The sequence below is a fragment of the Mediterraneibacter sp. HA8405 genome (assembly GCF_056148955.1).
This window is the reverse complement of sequence record NZ_CM148758.1, coordinates 2,489,608-2,511,101: the sequence shown is the minus strand read 5'-3', so window position 1 is coordinate 2,511,101 and position 21,494 is coordinate 2,489,608. Positions and strand designations below refer to the sequence as shown.

The following is a 21,494-nucleotide window of genomic DNA, read 5'->3' as shown; positions in this document are numbered from 1 at the left end:
TGAATTATGACCTCAGTTGTAGTATAATTTTTACAATTTGAGAACGAGGGCGCTCTGGAATCAAAAGACTCCAAGAGTGCCTTTGCTATGCAACGGCAGACATTCTCAGATCAGCTGCTATTGATTTATACAAAGGGAAAGGGTGAACAGATGAAGGCGTTTCTAATATTGGAAGATGGTACCGTATTTACGGGAACAAGCATTGGTTCTACGCGGGACTGTATCAGTGAGATTGTTTTTAATACTTCTATGACAGGTTATCTCGAGGTGCTCACAGACCCCTCTTATGCAGGTCAGGCTGTTGTAATGACCTATCCCCTGATCGGAAATTATGGTATTACACCGGACATGGAGTCAGGAAAAGCATGGCCGGATGGATATATTGTAAGAGAATTATCAAGAATGCCCAGCAATTTCAGATGTGAGGGCACGATTCAGGATTTCTTAAAAGAACAGGACATTCCCGGAATTGCAGGAATTGATACCCGTGCATTGACTAAGATTCTGAGAGAAAAAGGCACAATGAACGGTATGATAACAACAAAAGAAGATTACGATCTGAATGAGATCCTTCCGAAACTTAAGGAATATACGGTGGGAGATGTTGTATCCAAAGTGACATGTTCCGAAAAATATGTGCTGGAGGGAGACGGACCTAAAGTTGCTCTTTTAGATCTTGGCGCCAAGAATAATATTGCCGCATCTTTAAATAGACGCGGCTGTGAAGTGACAGTATATCCGGCTCATACTACTGCGGAAGAGATTATTTCTTCCAATCCTGATGGAATTATGCTTTCAAATGGCCCCGGGGACCCGGCAGACTGTACTTCCATTATCAAAGAGATTGAAAAACTGTACAATACAGATATTCCCATATTTGCGATCTGTCTTGGACATCAGCTTATGGCGCTCGCGACAGGCGCGTCTACACACAAATTAAAATACGGACACAGAGGCGGCAATCATCCGGTGAAAGATCTGGAGACCGGAAGAGTTTATATTTCTTCTCAGAACCATGGTTATGTGGTAGATGAGGAGTCAGTAGATCCTCTTGTGGCGGTTCCGGCATTTAAAAATGTAAATGACGGGACAAATGAGGGCCTGGTTTATGTGGGCAAGAACATCTTTACCGTGCAGTTCCATCCGGAAGCATGCCCCGGGCCGCAGGATTCCGGATATTTATTTGACAGATTCATTGAGATGATGAAAGGAGCGAAATAATGCCAAGAGATTTAAGTATTAAGAAAGTACTGGTTATCGGTTCCGGTCCGATCGTCATCGGGCAGGCGGCAGAGTTTGATTATGCGGGAACTCAGGCATGCCGTTCCCTGAAAGAAGAGGGCATTGAGGTCGTTCTGTTAAACTCCAACCCGGCGACTATCATGACAGATAAAGATATTGCGGACCGCGTATATATTGAACCTCTGACTGTAGAGGTTGTGGAACAGCTTATTAAGAAAGAAAGACCGGACAGTGTCCTTCCTACGCTTGGAGGACAGGCCGGGCTGAATCTGGCGATGGAGCTGGAAGAGGCCGGTTTCCTTCGGGAAAACGGTGTGCGTCTGATCGGAACAACTTCTGAGACAATCAGGAAGGCAGAAGACCGTCTGGAATTCAAGGCGACAATGGAGAAGATCGGCGAGCCTGTGGCGGCTTCTCTTGTAGTAGAAAATGTAGATGACGGTCTTGCGTTTGCTAATAAAATCGGCTATCCGGTAGTACTGCGCCCGGCTTACACCCTGGGCGGCAGCGGCGGCGGTATTGCCCACGATTCTCACCAGCTTGTAGAGATTCTGGAGAATGGTCTGCGTCTTTCCCGTGTGGGACAGGTACTTGTAGAGCGCTGCATTGCAGGCTGGAAAGAAATTGAGTATGAAGTGATGCGGGACAGCAAAGGAAACTGCATTACAGTATGTAATATGGAAAATATTGATCCGGTGGGCGTTCATACCGGAGACAGTATTGTTGTAGCTCCGTCCCAGACTCTGGGAGATAAGGAATACCAGATGCTGCGTACCTCTGCCCTGAATATTATCAGTGAGCTGAATATTACAGGCGGATGTAACGTACAGTATGCCTTGAATCCGGATTCCTTTGAGTACTGCGTTATTGAGGTGAATCCCCGTGTAAGCCGTTCTTCCGCTCTGGCATCCAAAGCAACCGGTTATCCGATTGCGAAGGTTGCGGCAAAGATCGCTCTCGGGTATACACTGGATGAGATCAAAAATGCCATTACGAAGAAGACTTACGCAAGCTTTGAACCTATGCTGGACTATGTGGTTGTAAAGCTTCCGCGTCTGCCTTTTGACAAATTTATCAGCGCAAAGAGAACGCTGACAACTCAGATGAAGGCAACCGGTGAGGTTATGAGTATCTGCAATAATTTCGAAGGCGCGCTGATGAAAGCGATTCGTTCTCTGGAGCAGCATGTGGACAGTCTGATGTCCTATGATTTCACAGGCCTTTCGAAAGAAGATCTGCTGGAGCAGCTTGCAGTTGTGGATGATATGCGTATGTGGAAGATCGCAGAGGCAATCCGCAGAGGCATTGACTATGATACGATTTACAGTATTACAAAAGTTGACAGATGGTTTATTGATAAATTTGCCATTATTGTGGAGATGGAGAATGCTCTGAAGACGCAGGAGCTTACCGTAGACCTGTTAAGAGAGGCAAAGCGGATCGAGTTCCCTGATAATGTGATTTCCCGTCTGACAGGAAAGACTGAGCAGGAAATTCACGATATGCGCCATGCGAATGGTATTGTAGCAGCCTATAAGATTGTCGATACCTGCGCGGCAGAGTTTGCCGCAGAGACGCCGTATTACTATTCTGTATACGGCAGCGAGAATGAGGTGGAAGAGACAAGAGACAGGAAGAAAGTTCTTGTCCTCGGTTCCGGCCCGATCCGTATCGGACAGGGAATTGAGTTTGATTTCTGTTCTGTACACTGTACCTGGGCCTTTTCCAAAGAAGGGTATGAGACGATTATCGTCAATAACAACCCGGAAACAGTAAGTACAGACTTTGATATTGCGGATAAACTGTATTTCGAACCGCTCACACCGGAGGATGTGGAGAGCATTGTAGACATTGAAAAACCGGACGGCGCAGTCGTTCAGTTTGGCGGTCAGACCGCCATCAAGCTGACAGAGGCGCTTATGAAGATGGGAGTGCCTATTCTGGGAACCTCCGCGGAAAATGTGGATAAGGCGGAAGACAGAGAACTGTTCGACGAGATCCTGGAAGAATGCCAGATACCGCGTCCCACAGGAGGAACCGTATTTACGGCAGAAGAGGCGAAAGAAGTGGCAAACCGTCTGGGATATCCGGTTCTGGTGCGTCCGTCCTACGTACTTGGCGGCCAGGGCATGCAGATTGCCATCAATGACAATGATATTGACCAGTTTATCGGTATTATTAACCGGATCGCGCAGGATCATCCGATTCTGGTGGATAAATACCTGCAGGGCAAGGAGATTGAAGTTGACGCCGTGTGCGACGGCACAGACATTCTGATTCCCGGCATTATGGAACATATTGAGCGCGCGGGAATCCATTCCGGCGACAGTATTTCCGTTTATCCGGCCCAGAGTCTGACAGAGGGCGCAAAGGCCAAGATCGCAGAGTACACAAGAAGACTTGCGAAATCCCTGCATGTTATCGGTATGATTAACATTCAGTTTATCGTCTGCGGAGAAGAGGACGTATATGTAATAGAGGTAAATCCGCGTTCCAGCCGTACGGTGCCTTATATCAGCAAAGTTACAGGCATTCCGATTGTGCCCCTTGCCACACAGGTTATTATCGGAAAGAAGATAAAAGAGCTGGGCTATACCCCGGGACTGCAGCCGGAGGCAGATTATGTGGCAGTTAAGATGCCGGTATTCTCCTTTGAGAAGATCAGAGGCGCGGATATCAGCCTTGGACCGGAGATGAAGTCTACCGGCGAATGTCTTGGTATCGCGAAAACGTTTGACGAGGCGCTTTATAAAGCATTCCTGGGCGCCGGAATCAAGCTGCCGAAATTCAAGAACATGATTATGACCGTCCGGGATGAAGATCAGCCGGAAGCTGTGGAGATCGGACGGAGATTTGCCAATATCGGCTACCATATCTTTGCCACCAGCGGAACAGCGCGGGCGCTGAACGAAGCGGGTGTAAAAGCAACACCGGTGCGCAAGATCGAGCAGGAGTCACCGAACCTTCTCGACCTGATTCTGGGACATAAGATCGACCTTGTTATCGATATCCCGGCGCAGGGAGCAGAACATTCCAGAGATGGATTTGTCATCCGCAGAAATGCCATTGAGACAGGCGTGAATGTACTGACGGCGATTGATACCGCACGGGCCCTGATCACCAGTCTTGAAAATACAGACATAAAGAAACTGACACTTATAGATATTGCGACTGTGTAGATCTGAAATTATCGGTGACATGAGACTGGAGAAGATCCGAAAATGTCAGAATACAAAGCGAGAATAAATCGTATTCGGGGAGCGGCTGCGGGAAATTTCAGCTCCGTTCCGCGTAATAAATAAAACTACAAAACCCTGGGCACAGGCTAAAAACAGGATTTTCAATGGAAACTCACGTTCCGTTCGGACAGTTCCATTGAAAATCCCAACGCCTGCACCCAGGGTTTTAAGTTTTACTAAATTACGCTCCAAGTCGCTGAAATTTCCCGCAGCCGCTCCCCGAAAGGCGCATCCAGTCGTTTGTATTCCTCCGTTTTCTGCTTTCATCCAGTCGGCACTGTCCACAATAATTTCAAATCCAACAGACAAAAACAAAGACAGAACCTTTATCGACTGACACGGCGCTGTAGCCTGTACTGCTGTTCTGAAACGGATATATATTCCTGTTTTCAAAAGGACAGCTGGAAAGGAGTTGATTGTAGCCGAGAAAGTGCTATCTTCACTTTTTGTGTCGAATTTGAAATTATCGGGGACAGTGCTTGCTGGAAGAGAGCAGAAAACAGCAGGATACAGACGGATGGATGTGCCTTTCCGGGGAAAGTGTGGTGGGAATCCGGCGACTTTGGAATGGCCGTAGTAAAACTTAAAACCGGAAATCCGGCGTTAAGATTCACAATGGAGCTGTCCGCGCGGAACGCAAGTTTCCATTGTGAATTTTGTTTTTAGCCGGATTTCCGGTTTTTTAGTTTTACTAGGTTATGGAACGGAGCTGGATTCCCACCACACTTTTTCCGGAATACGATTTTCATTCCATTGTATCCGGATGTTTTCGGACCTTTTCTTCAGCCCCACATCCCCGACAAATTCAAATCCGCCCGCGGATGGATTTTTGTGGATGTGTATAGTATAATTATTGCAGTCAGTTGTTGGTTTTATATGGAAAACTGTGAGGCATATGGAGAGAAATATTTCAAGTGAAATACTGCATCAGATTTTGAATATGGGAGAGATGCTGCTGAATTCGGGCGCTGAAATCAAGCGTGTGGAACAGACGATTAACCGGCTGGGAAAGGCGTATGGAGCGGAAAGGATGGATGTGTTTGCCATTACGTCCAGTATTGTTGTGACTATGTCATTTCCGGACGGTACTGAGGTTACGCAGACACGCAGGATTGAACAGCCGGCGGGGACAGATCTGTCAAGGCTGGAACGGCTGAATGCGTTAAGCCGCCGCTGCTGTGAGGACGGTATGCTCATACAGGAACTGGCAGAGGAGATGGACAGAATCCAAAATGAGACGGTGAGCATCTGGTATGTATATGTGGGTTCCGTGATCGGGGCGGCAGCTTTTTCTGTCTTTTTCGGAGGAGCCGTGCAGGACGGAATCGCGGCAGGCGTGTTTGCTCTCTTTATCTGTCTTTGTCAGAACGTACTGTCTACCTTCTGTCCCAATCGTGTCATTTTCAATCTGCTCTGTTCCCTGGCCGCGGGAATCGGAATATATGGGGTGACGGCAGTAATCCCTGTACTTCATGCGGATAAGATTATTATCGGTGATATTATGCTTCTGATTCCGGGAATTGCCATGACCAATGCAGTCAAAGATATGCTGGTAGGAGATACCATAGCGGGCACCATGCGTCTGCTGGAGTCTCTTCTTTGGGCAGGCGCTCTGGCAGGCGGGTTTATGGCTTCCATGTGGCTTATGGGAGGTGTATTATGAGCAGTGATGTGTGGACAGCAGGAATACAGCTTGCCATGGCATTTGTGGGAAGTCTCGGATTCTGTATGATGTTCCGGTTAAGAGCCGGCCTCCTTGTACCGGCGTCTCTGGGAGGCCTTTTCTGCTGGGCGGTCTATCTGACCGGCGCTCAGTATGTGGAGGGGATTTTTCTCCCGTCTTTTATTGCCAGCGCGTTTGCGGCAACGTACGCGGAAGTTCTGGCAAGAAAACTGAAAGCCCCGGCAACCCTTTTTCTCATTCCGGCGGTGGTTCCGCTGGTGCCGGGAAGCGGTCTGTACTATACCATCAGCTACGCGGTGCAGGGCGATCTGGAAGTGTCTGCGGGATACGGAACACAGACACTGCAGTTTGTACTGGGCATTGCGTGCGGCATGTGTATTATCTGGGCCCTTTTTACTACTGTAAGACCGAGAAAAAATTAAGAAAAATCCGGATAAACAGAACAGGAGAACAAAGATAAATTATGGATGTGAAACTCTATTATAAAGAAGCAGGGAAAGGATTTCCGCTGATACTGCTTCACGGAAATGGAGAAAATGGCGGTTATTTTGAGCATCAGATCGGGTATTTTCAGGATAAGTACCGGGTAATTGCTCTGGATACCCGGGGACACGGGAAGTCGCCCCGGGGCGAGAAGCCATTTACGATCCGGCAGTTTGCGGAAGATCTGCATGATTTTATGGATGAGCAGGAAATTGAAAAGGCACATATTCTGGGATTTTCAGACGGAGGAAATACAGCCCTTATATTTGCTCTTAAATATCCCCGGCGGGTCGGCCGGCTGATTTTAAACGGCGCCAATCTGGATGCATCGGGGGTGAAGCCGTCTACCCAGATTCCCATTGTGCTTGGCTATCGGGCAGCTTCTTTTCTGGCAGGGCTGAAAAAGCTGGGACTGAGGGGGGAATTTACAGATAAGGCACAGTACAACGCGCAGATGCTGGGACTTATGGTCAATGATCCGGATATTCTTCCGGAGGAGCTGGCGGAAAATACAGATCCTGATTTTATAAATATGAAAAAACTGGTAATTGCCGGAGATAAAGATATGATCAAAGACGCGCATACCAGACTGATCTATGCAAATCTTCCGAATGCTGAAATCAGAGTGCTTCATGGCACCCATTTTATTGCCAGAGAGAAGTACAGAGAGTTCAACCGTGCGGTGGAAAGTTTCCTGGAAAAATAAGATTTAAGAAGGAGGAGCGGATATGTATTATACCTGTCATTATCAATCGCCTCTGGGAGGCATCACAATGGCGTGTGATGAGGAGGGGCTTACAGGTCTGTGGTTTGACGGACAGAAATATTTCGGAAGCGGATTCCTGAAAGAGGCGGATCCGGAAAACCGGGAAGAGAAGGAGACGGTGCCGGGAAATGAACAGAAAAAACCGCCGGTGCTGGCACAGGCGGAAAAATGGCTTGATCTTTACTTCGCAGGGCGAAGGCCGGATTTTACTCCTCCGCTGCATCTTACGGGCAGTGATTTCCGTCTGGCCGTATGGAAACTTCTGCTGGAGATTCCCTATGGACAGACAACCACTTACAAAGAGCTTGCCCGCAGGATTTCGGAACAGAACGGAGGAAGATTCATGTCAGCTCAGGCGGCAGGCGGCGCGGTGGGACATAATCCGGTGTCCATAATCGTACCCTGCCACCGGGTTCTGGGGACAGACGGCAGCCTGACCGGCTATGCAGGCGGTATTGAGAAAAAACGCCGCCTGCTGGAGCTGGAGGGAATTACATTTTCCCGGTAAACAGCGTACCGGCTTTCCCGCCCCGGACAATATCATACAGCGCTTCCGGCCGCTTTCCATTGGTGACAATTGTGTCGATGCCCTGGGAGGTGGCCAGCTGGGCGGCCTGCAGCTTGGTGCGCATGCCGCCGGTTCCCCGGCGGGATCCGGCGCCTCCGGCCAGAGAGTAGACACTCTCGTCGATGGTGTCGATCTGTTCGATCAGCTTTGCGTTCGGATAGAGCCGGGGATCGCTGTCATAGAATCCGTCAATATCGGACAGAATAACCAGCCGTTTTGCCCGGCAGAGAACGGCTACCACGGAGGAGAGCATATCATTGTCTCCGAACAGCCTGTCCTCGGATTCGATCTCTGTGTAGCTGACAGAGTCGTTTTCATTTACAATCGGAATAACGCCCATTTCCAGCAGTGCGTTAAATGTATTTGTAAGGTTTTCTTTTTTCTCCTCCTGTTCAATATCCTCTGCGTTGAGCAGAATCTGAGCAACTGTCTTGTCATAATCTCCGAAAAATTTGTCATAAAGATACATGAGGCTGCACTGGCCTACAGCAGCCGCGGCCTGTTTCATACGCATGCTGTCCGGTCTGGTGTGCATGTTCAGCTTATTTTTTCCTACAGCAATTGCGCCGGAAGAAACAAGGATTACTTCATATCCCATATTATGGATGTCCGCCAGTGTGCAGACCAGCCGGTCTGTGGCGCGCAGATCACTTTTCCCTGCGTCATTTGTCAGAGTGGATGTTCCGACTTTAACTACAATTCTATTATTATAAAGTCCCATTGATTTACTCCTTTTTCTTGCATAATCGACTCCACTATCGTATCATAGGCTTATAGATTACAAAAGCGAATGTTTGTCATAGAAAGTATGAGGAAATGTAATGGATTCCAATTTGCAGAAATATCACGCGTTTGCCGCGGCAGTGGAGCAGGGAAGTTTTACAAAAGCGGCACAGGTGCTGAATTACACCCAGTCCGGAGTCAGCCGGATGATTTCCGATCTGGAAAGAGAGTGGGGACTGGTGCTTCTGGAGCGGGGAAAATCCGGGGTCAGGCTTACCGGGGACGGAAGGAAACTTCTTCCTCTTGTAAAAAATATATGCGGGGAGCATGAAAAGCTTCTGTCCCGTGTAAATGAAATGAAAGGGCTGAAGTCAGGACTGATCCGCATCGGCTCTTTTTCCAGCGCGGCTGCCCACTGGCTTCCGAATATTATCCGGGAATTTCAGAAAGATTATCCGGATATTGAATATGAACTGCTTCTGGGGGATTATGATGAGATAGAGCAGTGGATCCGGGAAGGAAAAGTTGACTGTGGTTTTCTGCGGCTTCCGGCGAAAGGAGAGATGGAAACAATATTTCTTGAGCAGGACAGGCTGCTGGTTGTACTTCCTGAAGGACATCCCCTTGCCGAACTGGAAAAGATTCCCGTTTCTGCTATTACAGAAGAGCCTTTTCTGCTTCTGAAAAACGGAGAGAATGCAGACGCGCTCGAAATTTTCGGGCGCAGTATGTCCGCTCCGAAAGTCCGGTTTACCTCAGAAGATGGTTTTGCCGTACTGGCTATGGTAGAAAACGGACTGGGAATCAGTATTCTTCCGGAGCTGATTCTGAAGCGGGGCTCCCGCAGAATCGTGTCCCGGGAGCTGGAGATCCCGGTTTACCGCAATCTCGGGATCGGATGGCAGGAGAAGCAAAGCGCGTCCCTGGCGGTAAAGCGCTTTATGGAATATCTGAAATACCGCTGATCTGGTAATTTTTTGTAAGTCTTGCCCCGGACTGTATACATTGCTTATAATAGGCACATATTTTCGGAAAGAAAGGGTTTGATTTATGAAAAAAATAATTACAAGTCTTCCGTTTCAGCTTGTTCTTGGAGTGGCGGCGGCTTGGACAAAAGCAGAGCAGATCACCGGGATTCTGGAAGAATTTCAGAAGGTTGTCCTTGCAATTGTTTCCAGGGTTGTGATTCCGATTCTGCCGGTTTTCATCGGGGCAACATTCTGGACCCTGTCCTATGAGGGAACCATTACAAAGCAGCTGCCTGTTTTTATATGGATTGTGCTGATTGTTATTGCAGGACAGTTTCGGCACAGCCTGCAACATTACCGGGGACGGCGCGCTGGCCATGATCCTGTCCGGGTATGCCCGGCGGCATAACATTGAAATGCATATGGCAGAGAAAATTTCTTAAGAAATCTTTTGAACAGGACGGAGGACCGCCGCACGGAAAAACCGGTGCGGCGGTCCCTTTGTGCTTTACGCAGATTTAACAATTCTCTAATGCGGAAATCTTTCTGAATGTTATACAATAGATAAAGCAGTACGGCGTGCGGAATGTGACAGCATCCCGGCTGATAAAACCGAAAATCGGAAAGGAATTTTATATGGTAAAAATTTACGTGGTGGATACCAATGTCCTGATTCAGGCGCCCTATGCCATTGAAAGTTTTGAGGACAATGAGGTTGTCCTGCCTATGGTGGTGATCGAGGAACTGGATCATCTCAAGAAAGCGGAGGGAGAAGTGGGAATGAACGCCCGCAGGAGTATCCGCTGTCTTGAACAGCTCCGGCAGAAGGCGGATCTTCTCACGGGCGTGCAGATGGAAAACGGCGGGCGGCTCCGGGTAGAGAAGAACTATGTGGATGTAGAGCTTTCAGAAGATCTGTCTTCGGAGAAGGCGGATAACCGGATTCTGAAAGTATGCGCCGGACTCTCCCGGGAACATGAGGAGCAGGTAATTCTGGTGACAAAAGATATTCTGCTCCGGATTAAAGCACAGATCCTGGGGATCTGCGCAGAAGATTTTACGACAGATCAGGTGCTGGAACATGAGAATCAGTACAGCGGAAGACGTGAGGTCTATGTGCCGGAAGAGAGGTTTAAAGAACTTAAGAAAAAAGGAGTCCCCCTCGATTCTGTGTATGCAGTGGATGAACAGGGGGAAAAATATACTCCGGAGCTTACGGAAAATCAGTTTGTTATTTTAAAGGCGGACCAGTCAGTGAAAAAGACTCAGCTGGGACGCGTGGAAAAAGGAGTGATCCGGAAACTGGAGTACAGGAAAAGCCAGCCTTACGGCATTTCTCCCAGAAATGCCGGACAGTATTTTCTCCAGGAAGCGCTGATGCAGCCGGCTTCCAAAGCCCCTCTTGTAATTGTAAAGGGGATGGCAGGGACAAGTAAGACATTCTATTCTCTTGCTGTCGGGCTGGAGAAGCTGCTCAATCATCCCACGGGGGAATACCGGCGCATTCTGATCTGCCGGCCAAACGCACAGTTTGATGATGATATTGGTTTTCTTCCGGGGGATGAGCAGGAGAAGATTTCTCCCCTTATGCGTCCGATTATTGACAATCTGGAGCAGCTCATCGATTCCAGTGAGGAAGACCGGTACGCGGATGAAGAGGAACTGCAGGGAAAAGTGGAAGAAATTTTCGCAAGAGGCCTGATTCAGGCGGAAGCTCTTAATTATATCCGGGGCCGCTCTATTGTCAAAACATATCTTATTATAGACGAGGCGCAGAATACGACGCCGGATCAGATCAAGGGAATTATCACAAGAGCAGGAAAGGATACGAAAATTATCCTGCTGGGTGATCCGAATCAGATCGACCGTCCGTTCCTTGACGAGCGGACAAACGGCCTGAGCTATGCGTCAGAACATATGAAAGGAAGTCCGCTTTGCTGGCAGATCACTATGACCGCGGAAGAGTGTGAACGGTCAGGCCTTGCAATGGAAGCGGCGAAGAGACTATAGAAATGAAACCAGATTACAGTCAGATCAGAAAAAACGAGGAGATTAACGCTCTGATCGAAAAAGGAAATGAAACGCTCCGGGAACTGGGATATACCGAGCATTCCCGGAAGCATGCGGCGAAAACAGCCGAGACCGCAGGAAGGATACTCAAAGAGCTGGGCTATGGAAAGCACAAGGTGGAGCTGGCAAAGATTGCCGGATATATGCATGATATCGGGAACAGTATTAACCGGCACGACCACGCCCACAGCGGCGCGATTCTGGCCTATCAGATTCTGAAGGAAACAGATATGCCCTGCCGGGATATTCTGGCGGTTACAACGGCCATCGGCCATCATGACGAGGAGACAGGAACCGCTGTGGATGAAGTATCCGCCGCGCTGATTCTCGCGGATAAGACGGATGTAAGGAGAAACCGGGTGCAGAATACAAACGCGGCGTCTTTTGATATTCATGACCGGGTAAATTATGCGGCTTTATCTTCGAAGTTGATTATTCACAAAGAAAAGGGTATGATACAGATGGAGCTGGAATTAGATGACAGCATTTGTACAGTGATGGATTATTTTGAAATATTCCTGAAGCGGATGATCATGTGCAGAAGAGCCGCGGAACGGTTAAAATGTAAATTCAAGCTTGTGGCAAACGGAAGCAAGCTCTGCTGAGAGCCGGAGAGGCAGCAGGCATAATACAAAGGAGGAGAAAAATGGAAAACATTTATATGAACAGGGAATTGTCCTGGCTGAAGTTTAATGAACGTGTACTTGAGGAGGCGGAAAACAAGTCGGTTCCTCTGTGTGAGAGAATGACGTTTGTATCGATTTATCAGAGCAATCTGGACGAGTTCTTCCGGGTCAGAGTAGGATCACTTCAGGATCAGATGCTGATTAATACAAAGATCCGGGACAACAAGACCAATATGACTTCAGAAGAGCAGATCAAAGCCATATTAAAAGAGGTGAAACGGCTGAACAAGAGAAAAGACGCTGCCTATGAGGATCTGATGGAGCAGATCGCAGGATATGGAATCAGACTGATTGATTTTACGACTGCAAAATCGGATGAGAAAAAGTATCTGGAACAGTATTTTAATAATGAAATTCTGCCTTTGAGTTCTCCTACGATTGTTGGAAAACGGCAGCCTTTCCCGTTCCTCAGAAATCAGGAAATCTACGCGGTTGTAGTTCTGGAGACGAGAAGCAAAAAAGAGAGAATCGGCATTATTCCCTGTACCAACAATATGGTTCAGAGACTGATCGAGCTGCCGGGAGGAAAGGGCAGGTACATGCTCTCTGAAAATGTTGTTCTCCACTACATCGGAAAGGCGTTTAAAGGTTATAAAGTAAAAGGAAAATCTCTTATCCGCGTGATAAGAAATGCGGATATTGACGCAGACGCGCTTTATGATGAGGACCTGGATTACCGGGATTTTATGGAAGAACTGATGAAACAGAGAAAGAAACTTTCTCCTGTCCGTCTTGATATGTCAAGAGAAATGGATCCTGCCGTAATCGAAGTGCTGTGCCGTTATCTGGATGTGCTTCCGGAACGGGTGTTTAAAAGTGAAGCGCCGCTGGATGTATCTTTTATTTCTCACATCCAGGATCTGCTTCGCATGAATCCGGAACTGTTCTATGAGAGAAGAGTTCCTCAGAAGTCCGCGGATTTCCGGGACGGCCAAAGCATTCTTGACCAGATCAGAAAAGAAGATAAAATGCTGTCCTATCCATATGAGGCAATTCGTCCTTTCCTCAATATGCTTACGGAAGCGGCAGAAGACGACCGGGTTATCTCCATCAAGATGACGCTCTATCGTCTGGCAAGGCAGAGTAAAGTAATTGAGGCGCTGTGTGAGGCGGCGGAAAACGGGAAAGAGGTTGTTGTCCTTGTAGAACTCCGGGCGCGGTTTGACGAGGAAAACAATATTCGCTGGTCCCGTATGCTGGAGAAGGCGGGCTGTCAGATTATTTATGGTCTGGAAGGGTATAAAGTGCATTCCAAACTCTGCCTGATTACCAGAAGAGGAGAAGAAGGCATTGAGTATATTACCCAGATCGGCACCGGAAACTATAATGAAAAGACAGCCAGACTTTACACGGACCTGTCTCTGATGACTGCCGATGAGCAGATCGGCATGGAGGCCGCCCGTGTCTTCCAGGCTCTGACAAAGGGGGAAGTTGTGGAAGAATCCGAGCATCTGCTGGTGGCTCCGAAGTGCCTTCAGTCCAGAATCCTTGATATGATTGATGAGGAGATAGAGCATAAGAGAAACGGGGAAGAGGCATATATCGGCCTGAAACTGAATTCTCTTACGGACAAGCGCATTATTGATAAACTGGTGGAGGCATCCTGCGCCGGCGTGCACATTGATATGATTGTCAGAGGAATCTGCTGTCTGATTCCGGGCATTCCCGGAAAAACAGAAAATATCCGTATAATCAGCATTGTAGGAAGATTCCTTGAACACTCCAGAATTTATATTTTCGGCTGCGGAGAGAGAACAAAGTATTATATCGGCTCTGCGGATTTCATGACAAGAAATACGGTGAAGAGAGTAGAGGTGGCTGCTCCGGTTTATTCCGAAGCTCTTAAAAAACGTGTCAGAGGTATTTTTGATCTGATGCTCAGTGATAACAAAAAAGCGAGAATTGAGGATAACACAGGAACCTATTCTATGGTAGAATGTAAGGGAAAGCCCGTTAACTCACAGGAACTTCTGTACCAGGAGGCCTATGACAGGGCTGCAAACAGGACGGAGAACCGGGAAAATACACCCGCTCCGGAAAACAGACAGTAAGGTGATAGGATGATTTTCAAATTCGGTGAGCAGCTTCTCCCGGTTGAGATGGAAGAATGGGAAGCTGATCAGGTTCCGGCAGTTTTTATTACAGACTCAAAACATGCGGATGAAGTGCTGGGAAAAGCAGGTATTATTTATGAAAATGAGATTCAGGTTTCGAAAATCGGATTCTGCAAGCTGGAGAATCAGCAGGAGTGTATTGTAGGAACTCTGTGTATTCCCAAATTGTTGGATGTGCTGGGAAGCAGGTACAGAATGTACTTTTTCGTAAACCGAAGCAATGTAGTTATAGTGGATGACGATAATTTTTCTCTCCGTCTGATTCATCGGATTCAGCGCAAGAGAACCCATCAGGGAGAGACGAAGGAGCGGTTCCTTTATAATTATATTGCGGAATTTATGAGCCGGGATCTGGAAATGCTTGCAGCATATGAAAAACGCCTGCTTCGCATGGAAGAAGATGTAACGCAGCAGAAGATCTCTGATTTTCAGACAAAGCTGATGCCGATTCGAAGGGAGCTTCTGAATCTGCGCAGTTATTATGATGAGATTATGGATCTGAGCCGGGATCTGGAAGAAAACGAAAATGGCTTCTTCCTGAAAAAGCATCTGAAGTATTTCGGAATCCTGACTGACCGTGCAGACCGGCTTATGAGCCGGACCAGCCATCTGCTGGAATACGCGCAGCAGGTAAAGGATGCCTATCAGGCTCAGGTGGACGCAAGACAGAACAGCAATATGCAGTTCCTGACCGTGATATCTACCATTTTCTTCCCGCTGACATTGATCACCGGATGGTTCGGAATGAACTTCAAGGACATGCCGGGTCTGGAAAACGGATATCCTATGATTGTAGCATTGAGTATTGTGGTCATCATAGGATGTCTCATCATCTTCAAAAAGAAACATATTATTTGAATTTACCGGGGACGTGGGGCTGGAGAAAAGGTCCGAAAACATCCGGATACAATGGAATGAAAATCGTATTCCGGAAAAAGTGGAGTGGGAATCCGGCTCCGTTCCATGACCTGGTAAAACTAAAAAACCGGAAATCCGGCTAAAAACAAGACTCACAATGGAAACTTGCGTTCCGCGCGGACAGCTCCATTGTGAATCTTAACGCCGGATTTCCGGTTTTAAGTTTTACTACGGCCATTCCAAAGTCGCCGGATTCCCACTCCACTTTCCCCGGAAAGGCGCATCCATCCGTCTGTATCCCGCTGTTTTCTGCTCTCATCCAGCAAGCACTGTCCCCGATAATTTCAAATTCGTCTCTCGGTCAGATTGTATACATCTGTCCGCCGTCCGCTGAGCGCGGGAATCTGTTCTCTTGCCCGTCTGATTTCTTCCAGATCTATTTCTGTTATTCTGAAATCTTCTTCTGCATCCATCTGGTTGATTACATTTCCCCATGGGCCGGCAACAATGCTGTGGCCCCATGAGACATAGGAGGCGGAAGGGTTCCGGGCGGGAGCGGTTCCTATGGTGAAAAGCTGATTGTTCAGTGCCTGGGAGCGGAAAAGCAATTCCCAGTGTCCGGGACCGGTTGTCATATTAAAGGCAGCCGGAACAAAGACGGCCCGGGCGCCTTTGAGCGCCATAAGGCGGAAGAGTTCCGGGAAGCGGATATCGAAACAGACTGCCAGCCCGAAGGTGCCGAAGATTGTGTCAAAGACAGTAACAGAATCTCCGGCAGAGAGTACATCTGATTCCCGGAAATGCTGGCCGCCCTGTATCTGTATATCAAAGAGATGCATTTTTCTGTGTTTTGCGATCTGCCGTCCTTTGGGATTAAATACATAGGCAGTGTTATAGATTCTGCCCCGGCTGTCTCTTTCCGGTATGGTTCCGGCAGAAAGGTAAATGCCGTATTTCCGGGCTGTTTCTGAACAGAGAGTGTATACCGGTCCGCCTTCTTCTTCTGCATATTCCGGAAAAGAGGCTGTATCATAAGGGCAGCAGAACATTTCCGGCAGGAGGAGAAACTGCGTTTTCTGCCCAGCTGCTTTTGCAGCAGCCTCCTCCAGATAATCCCGGCAGGCGATCGGGTCGGTGATGACAGGCATCTGTGCCTGGGCGATTCGAAGCGGCCCGGCTTTTATAAGTTCAGTTTTTCTGTCAGCCATTTAAATCCATCCTTTATTGAAATAATACACTTAAATCTTTATCAGTCTCATCCGTATGCTGTCCCGGTGCCGGCCCGGAAGAATCTCTTTTAATCAGCTGAGCGTGCAGGAGAATTGTTCCGATGGACACCTGATTCATCAGACTGCTTAATGCATAGTAGCCGCTTTTTCCCAACTCAGTCCGATCCTGCCGGATTGTGGTGAGAGGAGGAGAAGTATAGGGACAGATTGGCAGATCATCAAATCCTATAATACTGATGTCCTGAGGAATGCGGTATCCCAGCTGTTGACACTGGGTCAGCGCGGCGCTTGCAAATGTGTCCTGACAGCAGATTACAGCAGTCATTCCCATATCCAGAAAGCGGGGAAGATGTTTTTCCATACATTCTGACAGATAATAGGAGCATCCGGCATAGCTGGAATCTGTTTTCAGACCGTGGTGATGCATTGCCTGAAAAAATGCGCGGTGTCTGACCTGCATAATGTGAGAACCGAGAGCACTGCTTAAATACGCAATTTTCTGGTGTCCCAGAGCCTTCAGATGAGCTACTGCCAGATCCATGCCTTCATTATTGTCGATTCCCACGTATGCGGTGTGAGGATTGCCGATGATATGATTGTCGTACAGTACTGCCGGGGTCCGGCTTGTCTGGAAATCTTTCATCCATGGCTCTCCCAGAGAAAAACCGATGACAAAGGCTCCGGCATAATCATTCTGAAGCATAAAAACGTCGTAGGAAAACTGGCGCTGGGTATGAATATCGACAGGCACAACGTCTACTTCAAAACCGGCGGGCTCTGCCATCTGACGGAATCCGATCAGGATGTCATAGGCAAACTGGTGGGATTCTTTATATTGAATATTATCTTTCTGGACAATGATGCAGAGCTTCCGCTGTGCATTTTTATAGCGCCTGAGCTTTGTGTAGCCCAGTTCCACAGCAGTTTCAAGAATCTGTTTCTGCAGAGTCTCGCTGATGTCAGGCGCATTGTTCAGAGCCTTTGATACAGTGCCCTTTGATATATTCAGTTTGTCCGCAATATCCTGGATTGTTGTCATTTCCCATTCGCCTTCCTTTACAAAAATAACCAATTTCATTATAAATAATACAGGACAGAAAATCAATCAGACATATGTGTAGTTTAGAAAAGTTTCGGAAATGTAAATGCCGCATTTCGAAAAATGCACAAAATTCAACAGCAAAAACTGTGAATAGTATATAAATATTGTGCGATCTCAATAAATTGCTTGACGCTTCTGAGCAAAAAGACTAAGATAAGAATTACCGAAACAATACGAAACTTTTGTACAAAGGAGGATGAAAAAAGAATGAGAAGAAGAGCATTGTCAGTGCTGCTGGCAGGCGTGCTGACCACCGGGCTTGCTGTCACAGGACTTACGGGCTGCGGCAGCGGACAAGAGGGAAAAGAAAGCGTCCGGCTTATGGTTTGGTCTCCTCAGGGAGACCAGTCGAAGGATCAGGGCGAATGGCTTCAGACCTGTTGTAATGCATTTGCGGACGAGCATCCGGAGTGGGATATCACATTTGTCTACGGCGTAGCGGACGAAGCCAGCGCCGCCGGTCAGGTTTCCCAGGATCCGGAAGCCAGCGCAGATGTTTTTATGTACGCGAATGACACATTGACGACAATGACAGACGCAGACGCACTGGTGAAATTCGGGGGAAAATACAGGGAGGAGATTGAAAGCACCAATTCCCAGGCATCCCTGGATTCTGTAACAAAGGACGGAGAGATTTACGGGGTACCTTTTGCGATCAATACATGGTTTATGTTCTATGACAAAAGCGTATTTTCCGAGGAAGATGTGAAAAATCTGGATACCATGCTGGAAAAAGGCGTTGTATCCTTCCCGTTTACCAATTCCTGGTATCTGGCTTCTTTCTATATCGGCAATGGATGCACCCTGTTCGGAGACGGAACAGATGCTTCTGCCGGCGTTGACTTTGGAGGAGAGAAAGCGGCTGAGGTGACAGATTATCTGATTGACCTGGAATCTAATCCGAATTTCAGAATTGATGATCTCGGTTCAGGTATTGCAGGCCTGAGAGATGGAAGCATCAATGCGATTTTCAGCGGTTCATGGGATGCCGGAGCAGTGAAAGAAGCCCTGGGAGACAATATGGGGGTGGCAGCTCTTCCGACTTATACACTGAACGGCGAAGAAAAGCAGATGTATTCTTATGCGGGAACAAAAGCAGTCGGCGTGAACACTCAGAGCAAGTATATGGTTCAGGCCGTGGAGCTTGCCATTTATCTTGGAAACGCTGCCTCCCAGCGCCTGCACTATGAACTGGAAAGCGTGGTTCCCTGTAATACAGAGCTGCTTGCGGATCAGTCTATTATATCGGACGAAGTAGTGGCGGCAGTAAACGACACGTTCAATCGCACCTCGATTCTGCAGCCGAATCTGGCAGAAATGAGCAACTGCTGGACTCCGGTAGAGAATATGGGCAAGGGTATCCGTAATGGAACGATCACTCACGACAATGCGGCGGAGCAGACCGAGATGATGAACGAAGCGATGAACAGTGACGGAATCAAATGAGGTGATGAGGATGGGAATATTTAAAAAGAGAGTAAATGATTTTCCGACTCCCTACACAGCCACAAAGGCAATTCGTGAGGGCGGTCTTGAGACAAAACTTTCCATGCTGCTTATGGGATTTGGAAATATTGTGCACGGCCAGGTTATAAAAGGTCTTATTTATCTGGCCATCGAAGTTGCATACATAGTATTTATGGTTGTAAACGGAGCCGGATTTTTAAGCATGCTGCCTTCTCTGGGTACAGTGGAACAGAAAGAGGTATGGGATGAGGCACAGCAGATTTATGTGTATACAGGAGGTGATCAGTCGATACTGATTCTCCTTTACGGAGTAGCTACCGTATTTCTGACTGTACTTATGTTTCTGGCATGGCGGGGCGCCCTTCGGAGTGCCTATAAGGCGGAATGCCTGGCAAAGGCAAAGAAACATGTGAACAATTTCAGGGAAGATCTGAAATCCCTGCTTCACGAGAACCTGCACAGACTTCTTATGACGCCGCCGGTATTTTTCATTTTTGCGTTTACTGTACTGCCTCTGATCTTTATGATCTGTATGGCATTTACAAACTACAGTAAGATCGGCAGTCATCTGATGCTGTTTGACTGGGTGGGTCTGGATAACTTTAAAGCGCTGTTTGATTCCAGCAGTATTCTGGGAAGCACGTTCTGGTCGGTGCTGGGATGGACTCTGATCTGGGCCTTCTTTGCCACTTTCAGCAACTATATATTCGGAATGATCGTATCTCTTCTGATTAACCGGAAGGGGACAAGGGCGAAAGGATTCTGGAGATTCTGTTTTGTGCTTTCATGTGCGGTGCCCATGTTCGTATCTCTTCTGATTATGCGTACCATGCTTCAGCCGGAAGGCGCAATAAATGTACTTCTCCGTAATCTGGGACTGATTGCTTCGGATGCCAGTCTTCCGTTCTTTACGGATCCCACCTGGGCGAGAGTGACGGTTATTATAGTCAATATCTGGGTAGGTGTACCCTATACGCTGCTGCAGCTTACCGGCGTGCTTCAGAATATTCCGGCAGAGCTTTATGAGGCGGCAAAGGTTGACGGAGCTAATTCCATTCAGATATTTACGAAAATTACGCTGCCCTATATGCTGTATGTAACAACCCCGTATCTGATCGTAACCTTTACGGGAAATGTCAACAACTTCAACGTCATATACCTGCTGTCGGGAGGAGATCCGGTCACCGATCTGTCGTCCACCGCGGGCAAGACGGATCTGCTTGTCACCTGGCTGTATAAGCTGACCATAGATAAGCAGTACTACAACATCGGCGCGGTAATCGGTATTCTTACATTTATCATACTTGCGGCAGCGGCGCTGCTTACATACAGAAATACGAAATCATATAAAGAAGAAGGAGGATTTTAAGCATGGCCGGAAAGAAATTTCAATCTGCAAAAAGAAAACGGTTTATCAATAACTCAATCGTCCATGTGATTCTGGCGGTTCTGGCAGCAATCTGGGTATTTCCGATTCTCTGGGTTGTCCTGACCAGTTTCCGAGCGGAGAAAGGGTCCTATGTATCTACCTTCTTCCCGAAAGCTTTTACACTGGACAATTATACGAAGCTGTTTACGGATACAACCATACTGAACTTCCCGCAGATGTTTATGAACACGCTGTTTATCGCTGTGTGCTCCTGCATCCTTGCGACTTTTTATGTACTTGCAGTTTCCTACTGTCTGTCCAGACTGAAGTTTAAACTTCGCAAGCCGTACATGAATATGGCGATGATTCTGGGACTTTTCCCCGGATTCATGTCCATGATTGCCGTATATTTTATTTTAAAAGCTTTGGGCATGACAGAGGGCAACCTGATTAAACTTGCGCTGATTCTTGTCTATTCCGGAGGCGCGGGATTAAGTTTCCAGATTGCCAAAGGATTTTTCGATACAGTACCGGTAGCTGTAGATGAGGCGGCTCTTCTGGACGGATGTACCAGATGGCAGATCTTTACAAAGATTACACTTCCTTTGAGTAAACCGATTGTTATCTATACTGTACTGACATCGTTTATGTCACCCTGGCTCGATTTTATTTTTGCGAAAGTTATCTGCCGGGCAAATTCGGATCAGTATACAATCGCGATCGGGCTCTGGAAGATGCTGGAGAAAGAATATATTGACAGCTGGTATACCTGCTTCGCCGCAGGCGCGGTTCTGATCTCAATTCCGATTGCTGCGCTGTTCCTGTATATGCAGAGGTACTATGTGGATGGCTTATCCGGTGCTGTCAAAGGTTAAGCAGACGTTATCCTATCACCAGATATATCACCATCAACCCGGCAGGCGGGC

Annotated in this window: 18 protein-coding genes and 1 pseudogene; 15 read left to right on the top strand and 4 right to left on the bottom strand. The window is 47.6% G+C overall.

Going from position 1 to position 21,494, the window contains the following annotated elements:
- The first annotated feature begins 150 nt into the window (after positions 1 to 150).
- Positions 151 to 1,221 (top strand): carbamoyl phosphate synthase small subunit, encoded by a 1,071-nt coding sequence (locus tag AC0QUU_RS11720; RefSeq protein WP_474545575.1) that lies wholly within the window; start codon positions 151 to 153, stop codon positions 1,219 to 1,221.
- On the top strand, positions 1,221 to 4,421 hold the full coding sequence (gene carB, locus AC0QUU_RS11715; RefSeq protein WP_474542984.1) for a carbamoyl-phosphate synthase large subunit: 3,201 nt from the start codon (positions 1,221 to 1,223) through the stop codon (positions 4,419 to 4,421). The genes AC0QUU_RS11720 and carB overlap by 1 nt, the downstream gene beginning before the upstream one ends.
- Before the next feature lie 45 nt (positions 4,422 to 4,466).
- On the opposite strand, the gene AC0QUU_RS11710 is transcribed toward carB, so the two are convergent.
- Positions 4,467 to 4,874 carry a hypothetical protein gene (locus AC0QUU_RS11710; protein WP_474542982.1) on the bottom strand — a complete coding sequence of 136 codons (408 nt, stop codon included), beginning with the start codon at positions 4,872 to 4,874 and terminating at the stop codon, positions 4,467 to 4,469.
- 502 nt (positions 4,875 to 5,376) lie between these two features.
- On the opposite strand from AC0QUU_RS11710, the gene AC0QUU_RS11705 reads away from it, so the two are divergent.
- The 4 genes from AC0QUU_RS11705 to AC0QUU_RS11690 are packed head-to-tail and all read left to right on the top strand — an operon-like array spanning position 5,377 to position 7,922.
- Complete coding sequence (locus AC0QUU_RS11705) at positions 5,377 to 6,144, top strand: threonine/serine exporter family protein (RefSeq protein WP_474542980.1); 768 nt, start codon at positions 5,377 to 5,379, stop codon at positions 6,142 to 6,144.
- Positions 6,141 to 6,587 carry a threonine/serine exporter family protein gene (locus tag AC0QUU_RS11700; protein WP_474542978.1) on the top strand — a complete coding sequence of 149 codons (447 nt, stop codon included), beginning with the start codon at positions 6,141 to 6,143 and terminating at the stop codon, positions 6,585 to 6,587. The genes AC0QUU_RS11705 and AC0QUU_RS11700 overlap by 4 nt, the downstream gene beginning before the upstream one ends.
- Positions 6,588 to 6,628: 41 nt before the next feature.
- Positions 6,629 to 7,354, top strand: a complete 726-nt coding sequence (locus AC0QUU_RS11695; protein ID WP_474542977.1) for an alpha/beta fold hydrolase — start codon at positions 6,629 to 6,631, stop codon at positions 7,352 to 7,354.
- Positions 7,355 to 7,376: 22 nt separating this feature from the next.
- Entirely contained in the window at positions 7,377 to 7,922 is a 546-nt protein-coding gene (locus AC0QUU_RS11690; RefSeq protein ID WP_474542976.1) for a methylated-DNA--[protein]-cysteine S-methyltransferase, read from the top strand.
- Here AC0QUU_RS11690 and proB read toward each other — a convergent pair.
- Positions 7,906 to 8,703, bottom strand: a complete 798-nt coding sequence (gene proB, locus AC0QUU_RS11685; protein WP_474542975.1) for a glutamate 5-kinase — start codon at positions 8,701 to 8,703, stop codon at positions 7,906 to 7,908. The genes AC0QUU_RS11690 and proB overlap by 17 nt on opposite strands.
- 100 nt (positions 8,704 to 8,803) lie before the next feature.
- On the opposite strand from proB, the gene AC0QUU_RS11680 reads away from it, so the two are divergent.
- The 6 genes and pseudogenes from AC0QUU_RS11680 to AC0QUU_RS11655 all read left to right on the top strand — a co-directional run bounded on the left by AC0QUU_RS11680 (position 8,804) and on the right by AC0QUU_RS11655 (position 15,401).
- Positions 8,804 to 9,670 carry a LysR family transcriptional regulator gene (locus tag AC0QUU_RS11680; protein ID WP_474542974.1) on the top strand — a complete coding sequence of 289 codons (867 nt, stop codon included), beginning with the start codon at positions 8,804 to 8,806 and terminating at the stop codon, positions 9,668 to 9,670.
- 106 nt (positions 9,671 to 9,776) lie between these two features.
- Positions 9,777 to 10,010: pseudogene (locus AC0QUU_RS11675) on the top strand (cation:dicarboxylate symporter family transporter); the annotation flags it as partial.
- A 299-nt stretch (positions 10,011 to 10,309) separates the two neighbouring features.
- Positions 10,310 to 11,683 (top strand): PhoH family protein, encoded by a 1,374-nt coding sequence (locus AC0QUU_RS11670; protein WP_474542972.1) that lies wholly within the window; start codon positions 10,310 to 10,312, stop codon positions 11,681 to 11,683.
- Between the two features lie 2 nt (positions 11,684 to 11,685).
- Positions 11,686 to 12,348: an HD domain-containing protein gene (locus AC0QUU_RS11665; RefSeq protein ID WP_474542971.1), complete on the top strand. Its 663-nt coding sequence runs from the start codon at positions 11,686 to 11,688 to the stop codon at positions 12,346 to 12,348.
- A 41-nt stretch (positions 12,349 to 12,389) separates the two neighbouring features.
- Positions 12,390 to 14,480: a polyphosphate kinase 1 gene (gene ppk1, locus AC0QUU_RS11660; RefSeq protein WP_474542969.1), complete on the top strand. Its 2,091-nt coding sequence runs from the start codon at positions 12,390 to 12,392 to the stop codon at positions 14,478 to 14,480.
- 9 nt (positions 14,481 to 14,489) lie between these two features.
- Positions 14,490 to 15,401, top strand: a complete 912-nt coding sequence (locus AC0QUU_RS11655) for a magnesium transporter CorA family protein (RefSeq protein WP_474542967.1) — start codon at positions 14,490 to 14,492, stop codon at positions 15,399 to 15,401.
- A 344-nt stretch (positions 15,402 to 15,745) separates the two neighbouring features.
- Here the strand turns inward: AC0QUU_RS11655 and AC0QUU_RS11650 are convergent, their stop codons facing one another.
- Entirely contained in the window at positions 15,746 to 16,609 is an 864-nt protein-coding gene (locus AC0QUU_RS11650) for a carbon-nitrogen hydrolase family protein (RefSeq protein ID WP_474542966.1), read from the bottom strand.
- A gap of 13 nt (positions 16,610 to 16,622) precedes the next feature.
- Positions 16,623 to 17,669, bottom strand: coding sequence for a LacI family DNA-binding transcriptional regulator (locus tag AC0QUU_RS11645; protein ID WP_474545574.1), 1,047 nt, complete (start codon positions 17,667 to 17,669; stop codon positions 16,623 to 16,625).
- 270 nt (positions 17,670 to 17,939) lie between these two features.
- Between AC0QUU_RS11645 and AC0QUU_RS11640 the strand changes: the two genes are divergently transcribed.
- The 3 genes from AC0QUU_RS11640 to AC0QUU_RS11630 are packed head-to-tail and all read left to right on the top strand — an operon-like array spanning position 17,940 to position 21,443.
- Positions 17,940 to 19,178 carry an extracellular solute-binding protein gene (locus AC0QUU_RS11640; RefSeq protein ID WP_474542965.1) on the top strand — a complete coding sequence of 413 codons (1,239 nt, stop codon included), beginning with the start codon at positions 17,940 to 17,942 and terminating at the stop codon, positions 19,176 to 19,178.
- 10 nt (positions 19,179 to 19,188) lie between these two features.
- On the top strand, positions 19,189 to 20,568 hold the full coding sequence (locus AC0QUU_RS11635; RefSeq protein WP_474542964.1) for a carbohydrate ABC transporter permease: 1,380 nt from the start codon (positions 19,189 to 19,191) through the stop codon (positions 20,566 to 20,568).
- A 2-nt stretch (positions 20,569 to 20,570) separates the two neighbouring features.
- Positions 20,571 to 21,443 (top strand): sugar ABC transporter permease, encoded by an 873-nt coding sequence (locus tag AC0QUU_RS11630; protein ID WP_474542962.1) that lies wholly within the window; start codon positions 20,571 to 20,573, stop codon positions 21,441 to 21,443.
- Positions 21,444 to 21,494 lie beyond the last annotated feature (51 nt).